Genomic DNA, 22,428 nt, shown 5'->3' on the forward strand with positions numbered 1-22,428 from the left:
AAATAATGAACCCATTATATAATTATTTATTAAAACTTGCAGACGACAGTTTCATTATGGGACAGCGTCTGTCTGAATGGTGCGGTGAAGGTCCTTACTTAGAGGAAGATATTGCATTGACAAATATTGCGTTGGATGAACTAGGTCAGGCGAATAACTTTTACGTTTACGCTTCGAGAATGATTGATAACGGTAAAAGTGAAGATGATATCGCATTTTTAAGATATGAGCATGAATATGTGAATGCCCATTGGGTAGAACTTCCTAATGAAGATTATGCACAGACTATTCTTAAAGTATACGTATTATCTGTCTATCAGAAACTGATGTATGAGGCTTTATCAAACTCTGCTAATGAAGAATTGGCTGCCATTGCTCAAAAATCACTGAAAGAAGTAAGATATCACTATACACACGCTGCATCCTGGATGAAAATCTTTGCTCAGGGAACAGAAGAAAGTAAGTCCCGTCTGGTAAAAGCTATAGAAAATATCTGGGAATATACGAAAGGTCTTTTTGCTAAAACAGAAGGTGAAGATGATCTTGTTGCCTTGAATATTGCTCCCAATTCAGATGCGCTTTACGAAGAATTTCTTGCGATTACCAAGAAAGATTTTGCAGATTTTGGTTTAGAATATCCGGAAAATCATTTCATGCAGCCCAAATCAAGAACAGGATATCATACAGAGTATTTCGGATATATCCTTTGTGAGCTTCAGTATATGCAGAGAGCGTATCCTGGCTGTACGTGGTAGTAAATTATGAAGAAGTTGCTTCTTGGGATATTGGCTTTTTTTCTTGCAGCCTATGTGATACTATGTGTTGGAATCTATTTCTATCAGGAGAAAATTATTTTTTATCCTGAAAAGTTACCCGAAAATTACAAGTTTACATTTGATGGTGATTTTGAAGAAGTACCCATTAAAATGCAGGATGGAAAGCATTTGAGTTCTGTTTTATTCAAAGCTCAAAATCCAAAAGGAGTCATCTTTTATCTTCATGGAAACGGAGGATCAATAAAAAGCTGGGGAGTAGTAGTTCAGCTGTATCAAAGTCTGAATTATGATACTTTGATACTTGATTACCGGGGTTACGGAAAAAGTGAAGATAAAATTAATAATAAAAATCAGATCTTTTCGGATGTTGAAAGTGCCTACAAAGAGCTTTTGAAAAGATATCCGGAAAACAGAATTATTATTTTGGGATATTCTGTAGGAACAGGATTAGCTGCAAAATTAGCATCCATGCATAATGCAGGATTATTGATTTTACAGGCACCATATTACAGTATGGAAGATGAAATGAATCAGAAATTTTCATTCCTTCCGAAGTTTTTGCTGAAATATAATTTTGAGACTTGTGAATATTTAAAAACCGTTAAGTCACCAGTCGTTATTTTTCACGGTGATAAAGATGAGGTTATTAACTATAAAGCCTCTTTAAAACTTAAAAATAACTTTAAAAAAGGTGATCGTCTGATTGTATTAAAAGATCAGTATCACAACGGCATAACAGATAATTTAGATTATCAGAAAGCAATGAAAATAATCCTTGATTCTGATAAAAAATAAAATATGAATCAGCTTTTAGATTTATTAAAAACCATTCCCGATCCGGAAATTCCGGTAATCAATATTGTGGAATTGGGTATTGTAAGAGAAGCGAAAATTACCAGCGAGAACTCTTGTGAAGTAACGATTACGCCAACTTATTCTGCTTGTCCAGCTATGTTTACCATTGAGGAGGATATTATCAAAATGATGAAAGAAAACGGATGGGATGCAAAAGTAGTCACCAAGATGTTTCCGATCTGGACAACAGACTGGATTACTGATGAAGCGAGAGAAAAGCTCCGTGTTTACGGAATCACTCCTCCCGAAAAAGGAGCAGACGAACACCACATCGGAAAACCGAAAAAATGTCCGCGCTGTGGTTCCGAGCATACCAAACAGATCAGCAGATTCGGGTCTACTTTGTGTAAGGCCTCGTATCAATGCTTAGACTGCCTGGAGCCATTTGATTATTTTAAATGTCATTGATGAATAATCAACCCATACACAACAAATTTTACGGCTATGCAAAGCATAACGAAGGAATTGTTATAATGTTAAATTATTAGACCGTTACATTGATTTATATTGTTAAATTAGTGCGTTGTTAAATAATAAATTAATAAAAACTATGTATACACAACTTGATATTGAAACGCATTTTGACGGAAAGCTGAAAATCGCATATCTTAATCAACCGGAAACGATGAACGCCCTTACAAAACCGGCTTTATCAGATCTTAGAGACTTTGTTAAAGAGTGCAGCGAAGACGAAACGGTAAGATGTGTTGCCATTTCCGGAAGAGGAAGAGCATTCTGCTCAGGTCAGAATCTGGACGAAGCTTTTGTAGTAGGCAAAGAACACCATGATCATGACATCATCAGAAAAATTGTGGTAGACTATTACAATCCATTAGTAATGGAAGTTACCCGTTGCAAAAAACCGGTTATTGCTTTAGTAAACGGTCCTGCAGTAGGAGCTGGAGCAATGTTGGCGTTAATCTCTGACTTCGTTCTAGCGAATGAGAAAGCATATTTTGCTCAGGCATTTTCAAATATCGGTTTGATTCCTGATACAGGAGGAACGTACTTCTTACCGAAACTTCTAGGTAGACAATTAGCCAATTATTTAGCATTTACAGGTAAAAAATTATCTGCAGAAGAATCTAAAGCGCATGGCCTTGTAGCAGAAGTGTTCACTGAAGAAGAATTTGTTCCGAAATCTATGGAAATTCTTGAAAGAATGGCAAACATGCCGACAGCAGCCATCAAGCTTACGAAAAAAGCATTTGCCAATTCTTATAACAACACATTGAAAGAACAGCTTGAACTGGAAGGTGATCTTCAGCAGGAAGCTGCAGAAACAGAAGACTTCATTGAAGGAGTAAATGCCTTTTTACAGAAAAGAAAACCTAATTATAAAGGAAAATAAGAACTAATATAACAATGTACCAATGTAGCAGTTTATCAATGAGATGCTTCGACAAGCTCAGCATGACAATGATTGTTACATTGTTACATTGATACACTGTTACATTATGAAATATGTAGGAATTATCGGTGCCGGAACCATGGGAATCGGCATTGCACAAGTAGCCGCAACGAACGGATGCAAAGTATGGGTTTATGATGCCAACGCAAAACAAGTAGAAACGGCAACGGTAGGTTTGGAAAAAACCTTGACCAAATTGGTTGATAAACAAAAAATTTCGGCAGAGAAAATGACTGAAATTTTAGCTAATATTTCCATTGCTACAGAACTGAAGGATTTCAAAGACTGTGAGCTGATTATAGAAGCCATTATCGAAAACAAAGAGATCAAAACCAAAGTGTTTACAGAACTTGAAAACTATGTTTCTGAAAGCTGTATTCTCAGTTCCAATACCTCATCTATTTCTATCACCTCTCTTGGTGCAGAACTCAAAAAACCGGAGCGTTTCATCGGAATTCACTTTTTTAATCCGGCTCCATTGATGCCTTTAGTGGAAGTTATTCCATCCTTATTAACAGAAAAAACATTAGCAGAAAAAATTTACAACCTCATGAAAGAATGGGGGAAAACTCCTGTTATTGCCAAAGATATTCCCGGGTTTATCGTCAACAGAATTGCCAGACCTTACTATGGGGAAGCCCTTAGGATTGTTGAAGAAAACATTGCAACACCTGAACAGGTTGATGAAGCCATGAAAACGCTGGGGAATTTCAAAATGGGACCTTTCGAACTGATGGATCTTATCGGAGTTGATGTGAATTTTGCGGTAACAACTACTGTGTACAAAGATTATTTCTACGATCCGAAATACAAGCCGTCTTTATTACAGCAAAGAATGTCTGAAGCCAAACTTCACGGCAGAAAAACAGGAAAAGGTTTTTACGATTACAGCGAAGGAGCAGAAAAACCTGTAGCTCGGAAAGACGAAGCTTTATATCAACAGATCTTTTTAAGAATCATTTCAATGCTGATCAATGAAGCTGTTGAAGCCAAAAGATTAGGCGTTGCCAATGACGAAGATATCGAGCTGGCCATGCAGAAAGGCGTCAACTATCCGAAAGGTTTATTAAGCTGGGGTAAAGAAATCGGATATGCAAAAATCTCCGAAACCCTTCAGAATCTTTACGAAGAATATCAGGAAGAAAGATACAGACAAAGTCCCTTGCTTCGTAAATTATAAAATATACCAATGTATCAGTTTATTAATGGAACAATCATTTTATAAACATTGCTAAACTTATAGATTGTTAAATTGCTACATTTAAAAAAATAATGAATATAGATGAATTCAGGGCTGAACTGGAGACCAGACTTTTAATTGAGAAACAGTATTTAACTCAGGAAGCTTCCTCCGTTGATGAGCAGGAAAGACTTGAGCTTTTAGGAAAATTTAATGAGAAATATAAAGAGCTGATCAAAAGACTGGCCAATGAAAACGGGATTGATTTGAATGATTCATATCCCTCTGAAAATTCATCAGATTCAGAAAGTCTTTCATATGAGCAAGTCATTCTGGGCAAAACAATGAGTGTTTACGACAGATTATCCGATGAGCTGTATGAAGAAATAACAAACATATAATTAATAGAAATGAATCCAAGACAAGTTGCAGATTATATGTTCAATCAGGATTATTTTTCCCAGTGGATGAATATTAAAATGATTGAAGTAAAAGAAAATTACTGTTTAATAGAAATGCCAATCAAGAAGGATATGCTGAACGGACTTAAAACAGTTCATGGCGGAGTTACCTTTGCGTTTGCAGACTCTGCGCTGGCATTTTCTTCCAACAATAAAGGAGATGCCGCAGTAGCATTGAACTGTATCATCAATTTTACCAAAGCAGGAAAGGAAGGTGATGTTTTCAGAGCAGAAAGTGTCTTGGTAAATGATACAAGAAAAACCGCTGTTTATGACATTCAGATTACCAATCAAAACAAAGAACTGATTGCAAAATTTGTAGGAACAGTTTACAAAATAGGGAAAAAAGTAACAGAATTATAATAAGCAGTAAGCTTGAAGCAATAGGCAGTAAGCTTTTTTGAAGCTGATAGAGCCTATTGCATATAGCTTAAAGCCTAAAGCAAATAAAAATGAACAACGTATACATCATAGACTATGTCAGAACTCCCATCTCAAAACTACAGGGAGGATTATCAGAAGTAAGAGCGGATGATCTTGCTGCTATTGTGATCAAAGAAGTGGTAGCAAGAAACCCTGAAGTTCCAGTTGAGGAAATTGAAGACGTTATTTTCGGATGTGCCAATCAGGCGGGTGAGGATAACAGAAATGTTGCCAGAATGGGACTTTTATTAGCTGGCCTTCCTTATAAAATCGGTGGAGAAACTGTCAACAGACTATGTGCCTCAGGAATGTCTGCGGTAGCCAATGCATTCCGTTCCATTGCTGCAGGAGAAGGGGAAATTTATATTGCGGGAGGAGTAGAGCATATGACCCGTTCGCCTTACGTGATGTCAAAGCCAAGCGCTGCTTTTGGGAGAGACAGTCAGATGTTCGATACTACTTTCGGATGGCGTTTCATCAACCCAAAAATGAAAGAATTATACGGTGTTGACGGAATGGGAGAAACTGCTGAAAACTTAGCGGATATTCACAAGATCAACAGGGAAGATCAGGATAAATTTGCCCTTTGGTCCCAGCAGAAAGCAACTAAGGCTCAGGAAAGCGGAAGGCTGGCAGAAGAAATTGTAAAAGTTGAAATTCCTCAGAGAAAAGGTGATCCAGTCGTTTTCGAAAAAGATGAATTTATTAAACCAACTTCATCGATGGAAGGGTTGGCCAAACTTCGTCCCGCTTTCAGAAAAGAAGGAACGGTAACTGCCGGAAACGCTTCAGGAATGAATGATGGTGCAGCTGCTTTGATTTTAGCAAGTGAAGATGCGGTGAAAAAATATGGATTAAAACCCAAAGCGAAAATTCTGGGATCTTCCGTAGCCGGTGTTGAACCAAGAATCATGGGAATCGGACCGGTAGAAGCCACTCAAAAGCTATTGAAAAGATTAAACCTTTCCCTGGAAGATATGGATATCATCGAATTAAACGAAGCATTTGCAGCACAGGCACTGGCTGTAACCCGAAGCTTAGGTTTAAAAGATGATGATTCAAGAATAAACCCGAACGGAGGTGCTATTGCCATCGGCCACCCACTTGGGGTTTCCGGGGCAAGAATCGTAGGTTCTGCAGCAATGGAGCTTCAGAAGCAGGATAAAAAGTATGCATTGTGTACCCTTTGTATCGGTGTCGGACAAGGATATGCAATGGTCATTGAAAAAGTATAATTAATTTGAAAGTGAGCTAATTTGAGAATGTTGAAAGACATTATTAATTTTCAGATTATCTCATTCTCAGATTTTCAAATTAAAAAAATGAACATCTACTCATACCACGGGATTCGTCCCATTATAAAGCCCTCCGCCTACATTCATTCGCAGGCAGTCATTATCGGGAATGTTGAAATAGGTGAGGAAGTATATATCGGTCCCAATGCGGTCATTCGCGGTGATTGGGGTAAAATTATTATTAAAGACGGAGCCAATGTACAGGAAAACTGTACCCTTCACGTTTTCCCGAATATAGAAACGATCCTGGAAGAATCTGCACATATCGGACATGGCGCGATTATTCATTCAGGACACATCGGCAAAAACTGCCTGATCGGAATGAATTCCGTTGTAATGGACAAAGCTTATATTGGTGATGAAAGTATTGTAGGAGCATTGGCTTTTGTACCAGCTAATTTCAGATGTGAACCAAGAAAACTGGTGGTAGGAAGCCCTGCAAAAGTGATCCGTGATGTTTCTGATGAAATGATTCACTGGAAAACAGAAGGAACAAAATTATATCAGGAGCTGGCAAGGGAAGGAAAAGAAGCTATTCTTCCTTGTGAGCCTTTTACAGAATATGTTCAGCAGATTCCGACTAAAGTTGTGGATTACAGTATCTGGGATGATATAAAATAGGATGAATTTAATTGCTGATAATCAAACCTAACGGGTTTTTAAAACCCGTTAGGTTTAAATTAATACCGGATTTAAAATGATTAATACAGAAAATTTTGAATTTGAAGGTACCTATCACATTTTCTCTCATGTAAATGGGACTGAAGTTATTTTTCGTGAACCCTCAAATTATCAATTTTTTCTGGAAAAGATAGAAAAGTATATTCTTCCGGTTGCTGATATTTATGCCTACTGTCTGTTACCTAATCATTTTCATTTGTTATTAAGATTTAAGAATTTTGATGATGTGAATAGTGAAAATGAGCATCAGTTTTTAATGAAGAATTTTGGTAATTTATTGAATGCTTATGCTAAAGCTTACAACAAAAAATATAATAGAAAAGGAGCTCTTTTTCTGAATGCGGTAAAAAGAAAGAAAATATCAGATGAGAAATATTTATTGAAAGTTCTCCATTACATCCATAATAATCCGGTTAATCACGGATTTGTAAATAAAATTGACCAATGGAAGCATTCTTCGTATAATTCATATTTAAATCCTGAAAAAGGAAGTAAATTGAATAGAGAAGAAATCATGCCGTATTTTGATTCGGTAGAGGTTTTTAAAAATTATCATCAATCTACTGTTGAATATGACTTTTTAAATTTTGAATAATGGCTAATAATCAAACCTAACGGGTTTCAAAAACCCGTTGGGTTTAACAAAAATAAATATGATTAAAAAAATTGCACTTGCATGCAGCATAATGTTTGCGGTGGCGTGTACGTTATCAGCACAGACTGTTGCTACAAAACCGCTTACCATCGGAGAAGTGAGGACCATTAAGTCCAAAACATTAAATGAAGACAGAACGCTGAATATTTATCTTCCGCAGGGATATGACAAAACAAAATCATATCCGGTAATTTATCTTTTGGATGGAAGTATCAATGAAGATTTTATTCATGTGACAGGATTAGTACAATTCTTTAATCAGATGTATTCCATGCCGGAAACCATTGTGGTGGGAGTTGCTAATGTAGACAGAAAAAGAGATTTTACATTTCACACGGATTTGAAAGACTTACAAAAAGACTATCCTACAACAGGACATTCAGATAAGTTTATTGCATTCGTTGAAAAAGAACTAAAGCCTTACGTGGAAAGTCAGTTTAAAACTACAGATAAATACCTTTTCGGTCAGTCTTTGGGAGGGCTTCTGGCAACGGAAATCCTTTTGAAAAATCCGGAAATGTTTGATAACTATTTTATCATCAGTCCAAGCTTATGGTGGGATGATGAAAGCCTTTTAAAACAGGCTCTACAACTGCTTTCAAAATCTACGGATACTAAAAAGTTTGTCTATGTTTCTGTAGGGAAAGGAGAACATCCGGTGATGGTAAAAGATGCTGAAGCTTTCTATGATGTTTTAAAAAAAGCAGGAAAGAAAAACTGGACATTGGAATATAAAATGATGGAAACAGACAATCACGCAACCATTCTTCACAGAAGTTTATATGAAGGATTGGTGAAAATGTTTCCTTATCAGGAACCGAAATAAAAATAAATGTAACAATATACCAATGTAAAAATGTAACAATAAATCCACAGCAAACAATTATTGGTAAACTGTTACACTTCTACATTGATAAATTAAATATTTTATGGAAAAGTTAAAAAACTATATCTACGGACAATGGGTAGAAGGTACCGGAAACGGAATTCCTTTGTACAATGCCGTTACAGGAGAACAGGTAGCTGTTTCCGATACAGAAGGACTTAATTTTGAACAGGCTCTGGACTACGGAAGAACCGTAGGATATAAAAACCTTTCTTCAATGACTTTCTACGATCGTGGAGAAATGTTGAAAAAAGTAGCACTTTACCTGTTAGAAAGAAAGAAAAAATATTATGATTTATCATACAAAACAGGAGCTACCCACATAGATTCGTGGGTGGACATCGAAGGAGGTTTCGGAACTTTCTTTACCTATTCCGGGTTGGCAAAAAGAATGCTTCCCAATACTTCATTTTGGGTAGATGGCGATACTCAGAAGATTTCTGCCAACGGAACTTTCTTGGGAACCCATATCTTAACGCCAAGTGAAGGGGTTTCTGTACAGATTAACGCTTATAACTTTCCGGTGTGGGGAATGTTGGAAAAATTATCCACTTCCTTGCTGGCGGGTGTTCCTTCTATTGTAAAACCGTCTCCTTTCGGATCTTACCTTACCAATGCGGTATTTCAGGATATGATTGAAAGTGGAGTATTGCCTGAAGGAGCTGTTCAGTTAGTTTGTGGAGAGCCGGGAAATATTCTTGATTATGTTCAGGATGGAGACTCTGTTTTATTTACAGGTTCTGCTCACACGGGAAGAAAATTGAAATCACTTCCTTCTATTGCAGGAAATGCCGTTCGTTTCAATATGGAAGCCGATTCGTTGAATTGTTCTATCCTTGGACTAGAGGCCAAACCGGGAACTCCGGAATTCGATCTATTCATCAAAGAAGTCCGCAACGAAATGACCACGAAGGCAGGACAGAAATGTACAGCGATCAGAAGAATTATTGTTCCTGAGCATTTAATCGGTGATGTTCAGAATGCTTTGTCTAAAGCTTTAGATCAGACAAAAATCGGAAACCCATTAAGCAGAGAAACCAAAATGGGATCTTTGGTGGGAAGGCAGCAGTATGAAGAAGTTTTAAGAAAAGTAAATCTATTAAAATCAGAAACAGAACTTGTCTATGACGGAAAACACGAGCTGGTAGATGCCAATTATGAAAATGGGGCATTTATGAGTCCGAAACTATTCCTGAACGACAAACCTTTTGAAAAAAATATCTCTCATGATGTAGAAGCTTTCGGACCGGTATCTACATTGATGCCGTATAAAGATGCTGAAGAAGCAGCTGCACTGGCAAAAAGAGGAAAAGGAAGTCTGGTAGGATCTATCGTTTCTCATGACGAAAACTTTATCGCCGAAACTTCGTGGAAAATGGCCTCTCAGCACGGAAGAATCTTTGTATTGAACAGAGATAACGCTAAAGAAAGCACAGGTCATGGTTCTCCACTTCCGACACTGATGCACGGAGGTCCTGGTAGAGCGGGAGGTGGTGAAGAAATGGGCGGACTTAGCGGTCTTCATTTCTTCTTACAGAAAACAGCAATCCAGGGATCACCGGATGTGTTGAAAGCTATTACTAAGATCTACCAGCAGGGAGCAGAGAAAAAATTCTCAGACAAACATCCTTTCCAGAAATATTTTGAGGAAGTGGAAGTAGGAGATTCTTTGGAAACAGCAGGAAGAACTGTTACTGATGCCGATATCGTTAATTTCTCCAATGTTTCATGGGACCATTTCTATGCCCATACAGATGCAACAAGTTTAACAGGCACTATTTTCGATAAGACGGTTGCTCATGGATATTTTATCCTTTCAGCAGCAGCAGGATTATTTGTTTCAGGCAAAAAAGGACCTGTAATTGCTAATTACGGATTGGAAGACTGCAGCTTCTTCAAACCTGTATACGCCGGAGATACCATCACGGTTTATTTAACAGCAAAAGAAAAAATCAACAGAGGAGTAAAAGGAAGAAATATCCCTTCCGGTGTTGTAAAATGGCTGGTTGAGGTTGTAAACCAAAGAGATGAGATTGTATGTGTAGCAACGATCCTGACATTGGTAGCAAAACAATCTCCTTTCATCGATCTGAATGTAAAAAATATTCAGAAAATATTGAATGGATTAACGGAAAGTACTCCTGCGCTTTGGGGAAAAATGTCTCCGCAGCAGATGATTGAGCATTTGGAGCAAGCGGTATTGGTGAGTTTTGGAGAACCCGAAGCAGAAAAATGTTTCACTCCTGAAGAAAATCTTGAAAAATGGCAGGATTCTCTTTACAATCACAGAGCAATGCCGAAAGAATTTACAGCTCCATTCCTTCCTCAGGATGGCTCACTTCCGGAACCAAAACATAAAAATCTGGAAGCCGCAAAATTATCATTCATGGATAACCTGAAGAAATTTGTAATCTACTACAAGGAAAACCCGCAGGCAGAGCACATGAATTACGTTTTCGGAAAACTGAATAAAGAAATGTGGGAACTGATGCACAAAAAGCATTTTACCCACCACTTCCAGCAATTTGGATTGATTTAATTCAAAATAAAATATAAATTTAGAATCCCTTTCGGTTTAAACCGAAAGGGACTTTTTAATAACTCCTGCCAAGTTTTGAAACCTTAACATAAGTAATAAAATCAGAAAATTTTTAATCATGAAATCATTAGAAACCTTTTTTAACATTGTCTTTTGGGCTTTTTCAATTTTATTTCTTTTTTCCTGTTCGGGAAATCTAAAACAAGATAAAGACGGCTATTATTCTGAAGAAAAATTTGTTGACAGTCTGAATGTGGGAAGAAAAGGCAAAACTAAAGTAGAGTTTGAAAAATTTAGACATATTAAGAATGGTGATGTATTTGTAACCTTGAATGTTTATGATCTAAAAGATATTTGGGTAGAAAGTAAAGGATCTATGTTTCATACCTGGGAATTAAAAAATACTTTTAAATTTATCAAAGATGGAGTAACAGGTTTAGATGTTCAGATATGTGATTTTAATAATGATGGCTTTAATGATGTGACGTATCAAAGTGGAATCGCAGGAAGAGGAGGAAATATGGTAATGACCTTATTCGTGTATGAACCGGAAAATAAAAATTTTATCCACATCAAAAATTCAGATAATTATCCAAACCTGAGTTTTAATTCAAAACTAAAGTGTATCAATTCTGTAATTTTAACAGGCTCTATCACAACAGTATTTCTAAAAATTAAAAAAGATTCTCTGGATGAATTTGCACGGGTAGATGTTTCTGATAAAATAGTGGTGGAAGAAAAAGATTCTACAGGCAAGTTTAAGGTTATTGAAGAAAAAGTATTCACAGGAAATGATAAGGATCTTTATAAGGTTTTTAGAAATTATAAGCCTTTAGAATATTAGTCTTATATAAATTGAAATATTCATTATTTCAGTTAGTTATGGTTTTTTGTTTGAAAAATTACTAACTTTAATAGGCGAAATCCGAAAAGCATACAGAGTAGGAGAGAACACCAAAACAAACCACTATGAGAAACTTAAAAAAACTTTCAAGACATGAGTTGAGATCTCTTAAAGGAGCCGGGCCAAACTGGTCTTGCACCCTTAATCCTTGTCCTCCCGGAAGCTGTTGTCTTCCTGGAAGATGGCCTGATATTGCCAGAGCATGTTATATCTGTGCGGATTCTTAGACTTTTTTAACTTAAAACAATACACAAAGCTGCTACTCCTCGTGATTGGCAGTTTTTTATATTTTTTTCTTAAACTTAAAATATCCGTACATTAAAATGGGTAACGCGAATATCTGAAACAAAAAAACAAGCAATGAAGGGATTCCTTCCAGATGATTTGCATTAGCTTTTATAAGGAGCTGCTTGCCAAGCGGTCCGTTCGAGAATATCAGAATATTAAACAAATTCCAGCCCAGATGAAGACCTATAGGAAGGTACAAAGATTTTGTCTTAGCAAAGGACACTGCGAGCATCCACCCAAAAATAGACGTCATTACAAAAATAATTACCATCTGAAAAGGATTTCCGAATGCACTATAAGAAAACCAGTGGTAGACTCCGAAGCAGACAGCAGATAAAATGCAGGCTTTTGTTGTTCCCCATTTTTCAATAGCAAGATATAGCAAAGCCCCTCTGAAAAGTAATTCTTCAAACAAAACAGACTTTACAATCCACCATAAGCTCATCAATGCTGCAGAAAATGATATTGGCTTATTCAGTATCCAGCTGTTATTGATAAAGGCTGTTGTCAAGATTTGATAAACGCTGCATACTACAGCTGCCAAAAGAAAACCTATGCTCAGGTTAATCAATCTTGCCTGGCTGGGTTTAAATCCTAAAACAGAAAGGTCCTTTTTTGCGATGAACCTCAGGAGAAGCCACGAAATGATAAGCTCAATAATAATTCCAATCATAGGTTAGAAGTTTTAATTGAATAAGTGTTATCTTATTGAAAACGAATATAATAAAAAAACGGATGCGAAAAGTTTCTTTAAAATATTTATCGTTCAAGACTTTAAACCTTGACAGGATGATGATAAAAGGTTTGAGCAACAGGATAATTTTGTTACTTTACAATAAAAATGATTTCATGGATAAAACTTTTGCGGATCATGTGATAGATTTCAACAAAAACCTTAGTTTCACAGGAAATCTTCCTGATGATTTTCAAGTCCTGAATCCTTATCTGGATAATCCTGAGACGTTGAAGGTGATGGAAGAGTTTTATCATAAATTCTACGATGATTCAGCTAAGAGGAAATTCATCATCGGAATCAATCCCAGCCGCCATGGCGCGGGAGTAACTGGAGTTCCGTTTACCGATACAAAAAGACTGGAAAATGTCTGCGGAATCAAAATGAAATCTGCCCGTACCCATGAAGTTTCTTCCGTTTTCATGTATGATATGATTGAAGACTATGGTGGTACTGATCTTTTCTATAAAGATATTTATATCAATTCTCCATTTCCGCTGGCTATTGTAAGAAAAACAAAAAACGGCTGGCTCAATGCCAACTATTATGATGATAAAGAACTCTTCAATTCAGTCAAAGACTTTATGATCGAATCTTTGAAGAAGCATATCAGCCTTAATCTGGATACCTCAGAAGTTTTTGTTCTGGGTAAAAAGAATGCCGAATTCATTTCACAATTAAACAAAGAAACCCAACTCTTTGAGACGATGACCGTTCTGGAGCATCCAAGATATATCCAGCAGTACAAATCAAAAGAAAAACAGCTTTATATAGACAAGTACATTTTAGCTTTGAGAAAATGACAAAATCCCTTCGTTAAAAGGGATTTGTCATTCATGAATTAGAATCTTTGTGGGATATGGAACTTATAAAATTTTCTGATATTAGTTTTTAATAACTTTGGTAGATTCTGTTGCTGTTTTAATAATATAAACCCCTTTTGGAAGTTCTGAAATATTAACCTCATTATTTCCTTTTTGAGTTTGAATAGTTTTCAGCATTTTACCATCCAGGTTGTAGATCTTAGCTTCACTTGCTTTTTCTGTTGTAATAGAAAGAGGTCCGTTGGTTGGATTAGGATAAACAGTCAGGTCTTTTTTGGTGCTTTTAGCTTCCGAAGTCCCCAGTACCAGATTGCTGTCTTTTACCCAGGTGAAGGCATCGAAGCCTACATATCGGAAAGCTCCGTTTGCTGTGATTTGTAACTCGTCAATCACAATATTTGAGTAATTCTGACCATTTAAGTTGGTAAGATCAATCAAAGTATATCCATTCGTGCTGCCTAAGCTTGTTGCAAATCCGGTTGTTTTTGTTTGGGTAAATTTTGTTACGCCACTTAGTTTTCCGGTTACAGTTAGTGTTCCTGCAACATTAAGATCCAGATTCAATGCAGAAAGATACATCCAGAATCTGTTTACTTTAAACAAATTGGAAGTGGTTTTGATGCTGAATGACGGTGGGGATTGTGAGTTATTCGAATTGTCGATGTACCTGTTATCATTTGCTGTTCCACTCCAGCCGGTTCCCGGGAAATTCCCCTGAATATCAAAAACACTTACATGTGAAATGATATTAAATATGACTCCATTATCGGTGAAGCTTGTACTTCCGTGCGATTCCGTTTCAAATTGTTCTGTACTGGTCTGCCCGAATGAAAAAATTGAAATGAGCAGACTACAGATTGCTAAAAAAGTAGTGCTTTTCATGATGTTTGGTTTTAAATGTTAGGTGATGGTGTGGATATTAATCCCTTGGCGGATAAATACCTTCAACACAAATGATATAATTTAAGCCTAGGTAAGGAGGCATATTATTCAGCGGTAAGCCTTGTCCTGTATAAGAAATACTTAACGGATTGATAGTTGTATCAGGGTTGGCATCATTCACGAAACTCGGTACTGCATTGAAATCTCTTCCCACTTGCGTTCCTGAAATGGCAATTGTTGAGGTAGCTGTAGGAGTAGATGAATTGGCATTCTTATTCGCTACTTTAAGCTGAAATCCGGCTCCTATACTTGGGAGGTTCGATGATAAAAGAGTATTTTGTGTTGTACCGGATACGATTCCCAAAGGATAACTTTCGCCGGAGTTTACATTCCCTGCTCCCAAAGCCATACGTCCTTTTAAGTTAGGCAGGGCAAAAGTAGTGATACCGTCTCCACCGTACGTTGTTCCTAAAATAGAAAATAAAGCAGAATTTCTTGAGATGCTTATTAAACTTCCATCACAAAACATCCAGCCTCTAGGTGCGAAATTTCCTGCAAATAATTTTACGATTCCAATGTACTCGTCCATGATAATATGTTTTTAGTTTTTTAGATTTCTTACTCTTTTTACAGGCTTTTCAGATTCCGCCTTTTGGTTATTAATTCTTAGTTCAAAGGAACAATTAATAAAAGGCAGGTACTAGAGTAGAAAATACCAAATTAAAAACTCCGTATTTCTACGTAATAATGTCTTGAATTTTGCGGATTCGGAAAAGAAAATTTATACTTTAAGTTTCTCTGAACGAGCTGTATTTCGTATTTTTGTAAGAATCCAATAAAAATAAAAATGAGCGAATTTGTAGCATCAGAAATTAAAAATAATATTGCCGAAATCAGTTTCGGAACACCTAAAAGTAATTCTCTTCCAGGAGCAATTTTGGAAAAACTGGCAGAAACTATCCTTGAAGAAGGGGCAAAAGAAGAAGTGAAAGCTATTTTAGTGAAAAGTGCCGGTGAGAAGGCTTTCTGTGCAGGAGCAAGTTTTGACGAGCTCTTAGCCATTGAGGAACTTGAAGCTTCCACACAATTTTTCGGAGGTTTTGCCAAAGTTTTAAATGCAATGAGAAACTGTGGGAAAATTGTTGTGGTAAGAGTACAGGGAAAAACTACCGGCGGAGGAGTAGGGATTGCCTGCGGGGCAGATTATTGTTTTGCTACTAAAGACTCAGCTCTTGCACTTACAGAAATCAATCTTGGAATAGGCCCTTTTGTAATTGGCCCTTATGTTGAAAGAAAAATAGGTAAGTCACAATTCTCCGCTATGGCCATTGATGCAGACTTCAGATCTGCTGAATGGGCTGAACAGCATAATATTTATCATTCGGTTTCAGATACTATTGAAGAAATGGATGAAAAGCTGGAGAAATTTTTGCAGACTTTAGCATCCAGAAGCAGTGATGCTTTAGCATTAATTAAAAAAGTTTCATGGGAAGGAACAGATCATTTCAATGAATTGATGCCGGCAAGAATTCACATGAGTGCAAGTCTTATTCTTGAAGATTCTGCAAAGAAAAATATTGAGTCTATTAAAGAAAGGTTAAGGGCTAAATAAGGTATAAAAATAAAGGATTTTAATCCAAAAGCTATCCGTAGAAATTTTTGTTTTTACGGATTTTTTGTGCATTATTATATGTCAGGATACAAGTTTTAGCTTTTCCGCTGCTTATAAAACAATTAATATATCGTTATGAGAATTATTTCCAGAATTTTAAAAAAAACTTGGAAGATTGAAAATAAATCATAACTTTGTAATTCAAAGTTCTTTTTATGGATTCAAAAAACTATCACGAAGACTTATCGCATATCCGTTCTATGATGGAGCGGTCCTCCAGATTTATTTCGCTAAGTGGTTTATCAGGAGTTGTTGCGGGTTTAACGGCTATTATCGGTGCTGTATATGTGTACTGCGTTTTTCAGAGGGAAGGAATCAGTTATTTTGATGGGGACAGAAATATTCTGGGACCTGCCTTGGTTAAAGAGCTTGTCCTGATTGGTATTGTTATTCTGGTAATTGCAATCCTCAGCGGTTATCTTTTTACAGCTCATAAAAGTAAAAAGAAAGGTTTGAAGATCTGGGATGCTACAACAAAGAGACTTTTGGTTACCTTTGCAGTGCCTTTGGCAGCAGGTGGTGTCTTTTGCCTTGCGCTTCTTTATCATCATCTTTTTGTTTTCATTGCTCCGGCTACGCTTATTTTTTATGGATTGGCTCTGGTAGCCGCAGAACGATATACATTAACGGATGTAAAGTATTTAGGATATCTTGAGATTATTTTGGGACTTATTTCTTTGTTCTTTTTAGGATGGGGATTGCTGTTCTGGGCCATTGGTTTTGGTGTTCTGCATATTGTGTATGGATTGATCATGCATAAGAAGTATAAATAATGAATGAGATGTGGTTTTGCTATTGAGTAGTGAAAATCGGAATAATAATCAAGCATATTGCATTTTAGCAGTGTTTCAGAATAAAGATAAAGTAAAATGATCAAAATAAATCAGCTCAATAAAGAATTCGAAAGCCGTGTAAGACTGGGGATAATGTCCGTTCTTATGGTTAACGACTGGGTTGATTTTTCTGAAATGAAAAGCCTGCTCGAAATTACAGACGGAAATCTTGCCAGCCATAGCAATGCGCTGGAAAAAGCAGGCTATATCGAAGTAAAGAAGGAATTTGTCGGGAAGAAACCTAAAACGTCTTATCGTGTTACACAGAGCGGAAGGCAGGCGTTTAATGAGCATTTAGATGCACTGGAAAAATTATTGGGGCGATAGTCCTATATTTTTTTGAAAATTAACTTTGAATTACAAAGTACTTTATATGTTTAAATTAGATAAAATGATGACACAGAAACAAAAAACAATCGCCATTTATGCCCTTCCATTGGCTATACTCTGTATTCCCTTGGTTGGCAATCTATTTTCTAAGGAAGTGAACTGGTCAGGAGCAGATTTTCTTATTGCAGGAGCTTTGCTTTTTACAACCGCTTTTCTGATCAATATGGTTAGAAATAAAATCAAAAAGCAAAATCAGAGAATGATGATCTGCATTTTCATTTTGCTGACTCTGGTACTGATCTGGGGCGAATTAGCAGTAGGAATCTTCGGAAGTCCGTTTGCTGGAAGCTGATCAACCTTTTTTATTTATTAAACCTTGAAATAATGAAAGATCAAAAAATTATATACTTCGGAAGATTCATATTCGGATTATTCTTTTTAGCCGGAAATACCTGTCTTTTCGGGTACATTCTAACAAAAGAATATTGGTTTGCAGACTCAGGATTTCTACTGATTACTTATGGAACTATATTCAATATTATTGTCCTATCAGTTTTGTTGATATATGCTGCTGCAGACCGGTCTGCAAGTAAAGCCTGTTTACAGTCGGCGGGGTTAATTCTGATCAATATACCCATAGCTATACTTTATACCATAATAGGATGCAATCTTGTTATTTTTAATTAATTCACTATGAAAAAAATACGTGTTCAGTTTCTGCTTTTTGTGTATGATAAAACTCAAAAACTATACAGAAAATATTTCAAAAAGAAAAAAAGGCAGTGGCAGTTCAATGAAAAACAACTGTTGGAATTTCGGGAAGATTCTTTAGGCCGAAAATTGGGAGAATTTTATAGAAAACACGGTTTTTCGATGATCCCCAAAATGGAAAATCATGATGTTCACCACCTGATTACCGGCTGTGGAACCAACTTTGAAGATGAAATTGCCATGCAGTATCTGCTCCTTGGTAACGGTAAACTCAATGCACATCTACTGGCTGCAATCGTATTAGGAACAATTATCCTGCCGGAGTATGTGAAAATTTATATCAAAGCGTATAAAAAGGGACAAAATATGAGAACCTTTCATCACTGGGATTTTGAAGAATTGCTATGGCAGAATTATGAACATGTGAAAGACTTTATTCAACAGAAAGAAACAGTAGTTCTTCATTAAAAACTAAAGATGATGGGAAAAATAAAATTCAGTGCGCTGGGAAAAAAAACATTTTTAATCTCCTTTTTGCTGGGTACCTCCTTGCTGCTTTTATTTTGGATCACAAGAGCTGAATTTCTCGTGATACTCGGATTTTACTATGTGGTGATTGCGGCTGTAGTGAATCTGTTAATCACTTTATATGAGCTGATGGAATACCTGAGTGATATTTCCGAAAAGAAGAGAAACGGAAATTCTGTTCTTCTATTGCTGCTTAATATTCCTATTACTTTTCTCTATCTCACTCTATTCTTAATTTTTGATAATCTCAATACCTGGCCACATTAAATCTTTCAATTCTTTCAATCTTTTAAATAATTAACCTCATGAAAACACATCATTATATATTTCTTACAGCCCTTCTCTTTGTCATCGTCTTTTATGATCAGGACGTAGGGCTGAACCTTGGAATTCTTGGAATTGTCTATGCCGTATTAACACTTTTTAAAACACCGGAAAAGAATAAAACAAGAACATTGCATGCACTTTTTGGAACAAGTATCCTGTCCAGTATTGCATTTGCCTGGTTCGGAGATTTTCCATCCTTTATTGCGGTGGTAAGCTCACTGCTTTTGCTGGGATATAAATCGAAGAACAAGAGGTTGAAGATTCTCTTTTTAATTCCGGTTTTTATCATAAACTGCTGTACTTCATTCTGCCGTTTTTTCAGCTTTGATGAATGGCTGCCTAAGAAGAATATTCCAGGATTATGGCAAAAGACATTCGCTTTTATCTTGATCCCGCTGGTGCTGGTTTCCGTTTTCTTTGGAATATATTCTGCAGGAAGCGACCATTTTGCAGCCCTTTTCACAGATTATGAGCTGGATATTAATCTATGGCAGGTATTCTGTCTCTCTGTGCTGGGATTCTTTATTGCCTTTAATTACTGGAATTATGCAGTGGAAAAGTTGATCTATAAAAACAATCATGTTCTGGATAACGAGTTCCGCAAAGAATCCCGGATTCCCGAAGCTACTTATTCCTTTCTTGATCTTGATGCAGAAAGAATAAGCGGAATTATTTCTTTTGTCTTGCTGAATGTTTTATTGGTATTCTTTATTATTACCTATAATTATGAACAGTTTTATGAAGCTGTAAAAACACCTGTTCAGCTTTCAGAAGAAACCCATGAGAGAGTAAACGCCGTTATTATGTCTATTGTCATGGCAATTCTTGTGATTATGTTTTATTTTAAATCAGGATTTAATTTTGATCCAAAAGCAGGTTCACTGAAAGTATTAGCCAAAATATGGATTTTCCTTAATGCTGTTCTTGTTATTTCCGCAGCCCTTAAAAATTATGAGTATATTGTTTATTATGCATTTACCTATAAAAGACTAGGTGTATTTGCTTTCCTGCTTTTATCACTGATCGGCCTTGTTCTGACTTATGTTAAAATTCAAAAGCAAAAAAGAAATATTTTCCTTGTTAATACAATGATCTGGTATTTTTATGGAACTGTCCTTGTGTGCAGTTACTTCAACTGGGGTGGTTTTATTACTTCCCAGAATATGAAACGAAAGGATTTTGCGGTCAACTATCATGTAACGTCTATCAACTTCAGTGAAAAAGCACTCCTGAAATATGCAGATGAAAAAAATGATCAGAAACTTAAAAAGATCTTGCAGGATAAGGTGAAAAACAAAACATCCAAAAACTTTCTTTCAAAGATTTTATATTATCAGACTATAAAATAAAAGATCATGAAAAACTTTGTAGAACCCTCAAGATTTAAAATTAATGTATTGTTGATAATGATGACCATATTCTGTTTCAGTCTTTCTGCTTTCAGATACTATATCAGTGATACAAAAGTGTTTTTGTTTCTCAACTGGAACCTCTTTCTGGCGTGGATTCCTTTATTATTAAGTTCTTTTGTTCTTGCTTTTAATATCAGAAGTAAAATCTCGCTGGTCTTTATTATTATAATCTGGATTTTGTTCTTTCCCAATTCTCCCTACATCCTGACAGATCTTTTTCATCTCAAAGCAAGAAATTCAATCCCGATCTGGTATGATCTCATTGTGATTCTTTCTTTTGCATGGACCGGACTGATCTGCGGATTTATTAGCCTTAATGATATTGAAAAAAAACTTTCTTATTACGGGAAAAAAAATAGTATCAATGGAATTATTGTATTTTTTCTTTTCATGAGCAGCTTTGGAGTTTATCTTGGCCGTTTTCTGAGATGGAACAGCTGGGATGTACTTAATAATCCTTTCGGCCTGTTCTCTGATATTGTAGTGAGATTTATTTATCCGATGGAATATACCAAAACATGGGGTGTTACTCTTTTGATGGGAATTATGCTCAACTTTATGTACTTTACATTTAAATGGTCGGGCATCAGTGAAGAAAAAGAATTGCGGCCGGGAAGCAAATCATTAAACGGATTGGAACAGTTTTAGCATTTAAATGAGCTCAGCATAATTAATGTTGATCCATTCTTAAAATAATTATTATGAAAAAAAGCTTATTGTTAATTCCTTTGATTATTGTTGCCTGTAAAAAAGATCCAGCTGTGACAAACGTTCCGGAGAAGGATTCTACAGTGGTAAAAGAAATGCCGGATTCTGTGGTAAAAACAGATTCTGCAGCATTAAGAAAGAAAGACTCCATTATTAACAATGCTCCGGCCACTAAGGAAGTTCTGCGAAAAGGGGTAATGAGAAATGAAAAAGACGGACAGATCATAAGAACGGCGGATGCTAATCAGCTGCCTTTTACCATTGGGGAAGAATTTACAAAAGATGATCAGGATTTTATTTTAAAACTGACCCACTACGACCGCCCGACCATCAAAGCAAAAATTTCTACCAAAGAAAAGGACTTCAATATCCGGTTCAATCAGATCAGACTTCCAAACGGAAATTATGACGGGCCTTTCGGAAGAGAAATCACCTATGATACTCCCGGAAAAGGTGAAGTATGGCTGATTATCGGAAAAAGTAATATGGCTTCCGGAAATACAAAAGGAAGTTTTACGGTAGCGGTGGAATAAAATTCAATCAATTTGGTACAATTTCTGCAAACTAACCTTTAAGTTTAAAATTTAAAAATTATGAAAAATATAGTTCTAACAGCAATGGCCGCTTCAGCTGTACTCGTAAGTTGCGGAACCGTACAGTCGCTGGTTCAGAATACATTTCCATACACAACGAATGTTTTGGTGTCTACGGGAGTTCCTGCAGATAAAGAAGTTTCTTCCACTGCAACAGCTACCAATGTACAGACCTGGTTCGGAGGAAATAACAATGCAAAGATTAAAGACGTAAGAATTTCTGATGCGAAAATCTCTGTAGCTTCTCCTTCAGGAGGAAATCTGAGTGCTTTCAAAACTGTGAAAATATACGTTTCATCCAACGGAACAGGAGAAAGACTCATCGCTTCGCGCTCCAATATTTCCACCAATTCTTCCAGCTTAAATCTTGATCTTAATGATACCGGATTTCTGGATGAAATTGTAAAAAGTTCTGGTTTAACAGTAAGAACAGTGTACGAGCTGAAAAATCAGACCTCTTCAGATATGAACATCAAAGTAGCGCTGAATTTCAGCAGTGTTCCTGCCCAATAAGTGCATAA

General features: G+C 36.3%; 29 protein-coding genes. 26 read left to right on the forward strand and 3 right to left on the reverse strand.

Annotated elements, in window-relative coordinates; translation table 11 throughout:
- Positions 1-5 precede the first annotated feature (5 nt).
- From paaC to JNG87_RS19365, 14 genes are all read left to right on the forward strand, one after another.
- Positions 6-755 (forward strand): 1,2-phenylacetyl-CoA epoxidase subunit PaaC, encoded by a 750-nt coding sequence (gene paaC / locus JNG87_RS19300; protein ID WP_202840487.1) that lies wholly within the window; start codon positions 6-8, stop codon positions 753-755.
- Between the two features lie 6 nt (positions 756-761).
- A complete protein-coding gene (locus tag JNG87_RS19305) occupies positions 762-1,571 on the forward strand; it encodes an alpha/beta hydrolase (protein WP_202840490.1) in 810 nt (269 codons plus the stop codon).
- Positions 1,572-1,574: 3 nt separating this feature from the next.
- Positions 1,575-2,039 (forward strand): 1,2-phenylacetyl-CoA epoxidase subunit PaaD, encoded by a 465-nt coding sequence (gene paaD / locus JNG87_RS19310; RefSeq protein ID WP_202840492.1) that lies wholly within the window; start codon positions 1,575-1,577, stop codon positions 2,037-2,039.
- A 142-nt stretch (positions 2,040-2,181) separates the two neighbouring features.
- Positions 2,182-2,982: an enoyl-CoA hydratase/isomerase family protein gene (locus tag JNG87_RS19315; protein WP_062672201.1), complete on the forward strand. Its 801-nt coding sequence runs from the start codon at positions 2,182-2,184 to the stop codon at positions 2,980-2,982.
- A 106-nt stretch (positions 2,983-3,088) separates the two neighbouring features.
- On the forward strand, positions 3,089-4,222 hold the full coding sequence (locus tag JNG87_RS19320) for a 3-hydroxyacyl-CoA dehydrogenase NAD-binding domain-containing protein (RefSeq protein WP_137905310.1): 1,134 nt from the start codon (positions 3,089-3,091) through the stop codon (positions 4,220-4,222).
- 92 nt (positions 4,223-4,314) lie between these two features.
- On the forward strand, positions 4,315-4,623 hold the full coding sequence (locus JNG87_RS19325; protein ID WP_202840494.1) for a hypothetical protein: 309 nt from the start codon (positions 4,315-4,317) through the stop codon (positions 4,621-4,623).
- Positions 4,624-4,632: 9 nt separating this feature from the next.
- The gene (locus tag JNG87_RS19330) at positions 4,633-5,046 is read left to right on the forward strand and encodes a PaaI family thioesterase (protein ID WP_202840497.1); all 414 of its coding nucleotides are present in this window, start codon (positions 4,633-4,635) and stop codon (positions 5,044-5,046) included.
- 89 nt (positions 5,047-5,135) lie between these two features.
- Positions 5,136-6,341: a 3-oxoadipyl-CoA thiolase gene (gene pcaF, locus JNG87_RS19335; protein WP_202840499.1), complete on the forward strand. Its 1,206-nt coding sequence runs from the start codon at positions 5,136-5,138 to the stop codon at positions 6,339-6,341.
- Between the two features lie 87 nt (positions 6,342-6,428).
- Positions 6,429-7,022 carry a transferase hexapeptide repeat family protein gene (locus tag JNG87_RS19340; RefSeq protein WP_202840501.1) on the forward strand — a complete coding sequence of 198 codons (594 nt, stop codon included), beginning with the start codon at positions 6,429-6,431 and terminating at the stop codon, positions 7,020-7,022.
- 76 nt (positions 7,023-7,098) lie between these two features.
- A complete protein-coding gene (locus JNG87_RS19345) occupies positions 7,099-7,677 on the forward strand; it encodes a transposase (protein ID WP_202840503.1) in 579 nt (192 codons plus the stop codon).
- Positions 7,678-7,735: 58 nt separating this feature from the next.
- Complete coding sequence (locus JNG87_RS19350; protein WP_202840505.1) at positions 7,736-8,563, forward strand: alpha/beta hydrolase; 828 nt, start codon at positions 7,736-7,738, stop codon at positions 8,561-8,563.
- A 103-nt stretch (positions 8,564-8,666) separates the two neighbouring features.
- A complete protein-coding gene (gene paaZ / locus JNG87_RS19355) occupies positions 8,667-11,162 on the forward strand; it encodes a phenylacetic acid degradation bifunctional protein PaaZ (protein ID WP_202840506.1) in 2,496 nt (831 codons plus the stop codon).
- Between the two features lie 118 nt (positions 11,163-11,280).
- A complete protein-coding gene (locus JNG87_RS19360; protein WP_202840507.1) occupies positions 11,281-12,006 on the forward strand; it encodes an XAC2610-related protein in 726 nt (241 codons plus the stop codon).
- Between the two features lie 125 nt (positions 12,007-12,131).
- On the forward strand, positions 12,132-12,293 hold the full coding sequence (locus JNG87_RS19365) for a bacteriocin-like protein (protein ID WP_202840508.1): 162 nt from the start codon (positions 12,132-12,134) through the stop codon (positions 12,291-12,293).
- Between the two features lie 56 nt (positions 12,294-12,349).
- Here the strand turns inward: JNG87_RS19365 and JNG87_RS19370 are convergent, their stop codons facing one another.
- On the reverse strand, positions 12,350-13,027 hold the full coding sequence (locus JNG87_RS19370; protein WP_202840509.1) for a CPBP family intramembrane glutamic endopeptidase: 678 nt from the start codon (positions 13,025-13,027) through the stop codon (positions 12,350-12,352).
- A gap of 176 nt (positions 13,028-13,203) precedes the next feature.
- On the opposite strand from JNG87_RS19370, the gene JNG87_RS19375 reads away from it, so the two are divergent.
- Positions 13,204-13,890, forward strand: coding sequence for an SMUG2 DNA glycosylase family protein (locus JNG87_RS19375; RefSeq protein WP_202840510.1), 687 nt, complete (start codon positions 13,204-13,206; stop codon positions 13,888-13,890).
- Between the two features lie 81 nt (positions 13,891-13,971).
- Here the strand turns inward: JNG87_RS19375 and JNG87_RS19380 are convergent, their stop codons facing one another.
- Complete coding sequence (locus JNG87_RS19380; protein ID WP_202840511.1) at positions 13,972-14,793, reverse strand: T9SS type A sorting domain-containing protein; 822 nt, start codon at positions 14,791-14,793, stop codon at positions 13,972-13,974.
- A 37-nt stretch (positions 14,794-14,830) separates the two neighbouring features.
- A complete protein-coding gene (locus JNG87_RS19385; protein WP_110010685.1) occupies positions 14,831-15,382 on the reverse strand; it encodes a phage tail protein in 552 nt (183 codons plus the stop codon).
- Positions 15,383-15,640: 258 nt separating this feature from the next.
- On the opposite strand from JNG87_RS19385, the gene JNG87_RS19390 reads away from it, so the two are divergent.
- The 11 genes from JNG87_RS19390 (at position 15,641) to JNG87_RS19440 (ending at position 22,420) form a co-directional block, all read left to right on the forward strand.
- On the forward strand, positions 15,641-16,405 hold the full coding sequence (locus tag JNG87_RS19390) for an enoyl-CoA hydratase/isomerase family protein (RefSeq protein WP_202840513.1): 765 nt from the start codon (positions 15,641-15,643) through the stop codon (positions 16,403-16,405).
- Between the two features lie 215 nt (positions 16,406-16,620).
- Entirely contained in the window at positions 16,621-17,238 is a 618-nt protein-coding gene (locus tag JNG87_RS19395) for a hypothetical protein (protein ID WP_202840515.1), read from the forward strand.
- Positions 17,239-17,334: 96 nt separating this feature from the next.
- Positions 17,335-17,625 (forward strand): winged helix-turn-helix domain-containing protein, encoded by a 291-nt coding sequence (locus tag JNG87_RS19400; RefSeq protein WP_110010688.1) that lies wholly within the window; start codon positions 17,335-17,337, stop codon positions 17,623-17,625.
- Between the two features lie 64 nt (positions 17,626-17,689).
- Positions 17,690-17,980 (forward strand): hypothetical protein, encoded by a 291-nt coding sequence (locus tag JNG87_RS19405; RefSeq protein WP_202840516.1) that lies wholly within the window; start codon positions 17,690-17,692, stop codon positions 17,978-17,980.
- Between the two features lie 32 nt (positions 17,981-18,012).
- Positions 18,013-18,315, forward strand: a complete 303-nt coding sequence (locus JNG87_RS19410) for a hypothetical protein (RefSeq protein ID WP_110010689.1) — start codon at positions 18,013-18,015, stop codon at positions 18,313-18,315.
- A 6-nt stretch (positions 18,316-18,321) separates the two neighbouring features.
- Complete coding sequence (locus JNG87_RS19415) at positions 18,322-18,807, forward strand: Coq4 family protein (protein WP_202840517.1); 486 nt, start codon at positions 18,322-18,324, stop codon at positions 18,805-18,807.
- 9 nt (positions 18,808-18,816) lie between these two features.
- Positions 18,817-19,134: a hypothetical protein gene (locus JNG87_RS19420; protein ID WP_202840518.1), complete on the forward strand. Its 318-nt coding sequence runs from the start codon at positions 18,817-18,819 to the stop codon at positions 19,132-19,134.
- 38 nt (positions 19,135-19,172) lie between these two features.
- Entirely contained in the window at positions 19,173-20,543 is a 1,371-nt protein-coding gene (locus JNG87_RS19425) for a DUF4153 domain-containing protein (protein ID WP_202840519.1), read from the forward strand.
- A gap of 6 nt (positions 20,544-20,549) precedes the next feature.
- On the forward strand, positions 20,550-21,254 hold the full coding sequence (locus tag JNG87_RS19430; RefSeq protein ID WP_202840521.1) for a DUF1361 domain-containing protein: 705 nt from the start codon (positions 20,550-20,552) through the stop codon (positions 21,252-21,254).
- Between the two features lie 53 nt (positions 21,255-21,307).
- Positions 21,308-21,847: a hypothetical protein gene (locus JNG87_RS19435; protein ID WP_202840523.1), complete on the forward strand. Its 540-nt coding sequence runs from the start codon at positions 21,308-21,310 to the stop codon at positions 21,845-21,847.
- Positions 21,848-21,907: 60 nt separating this feature from the next.
- The gene (locus tag JNG87_RS19440) at positions 21,908-22,420 is read left to right on the forward strand and encodes a hypothetical protein (RefSeq protein ID WP_137905297.1); all 513 of its coding nucleotides are present in this window, start codon (positions 21,908-21,910) and stop codon (positions 22,418-22,420) included.
- Positions 22,421-22,428: the final 8 nt, after the last annotated feature.

The organism is Chryseobacterium cucumeris (genome assembly GCF_016775705.1).
GTDB lineage: Bacteria > Bacteroidota > Bacteroidia > Flavobacteriales > Weeksellaceae > Chryseobacterium > Chryseobacterium cupriresistens.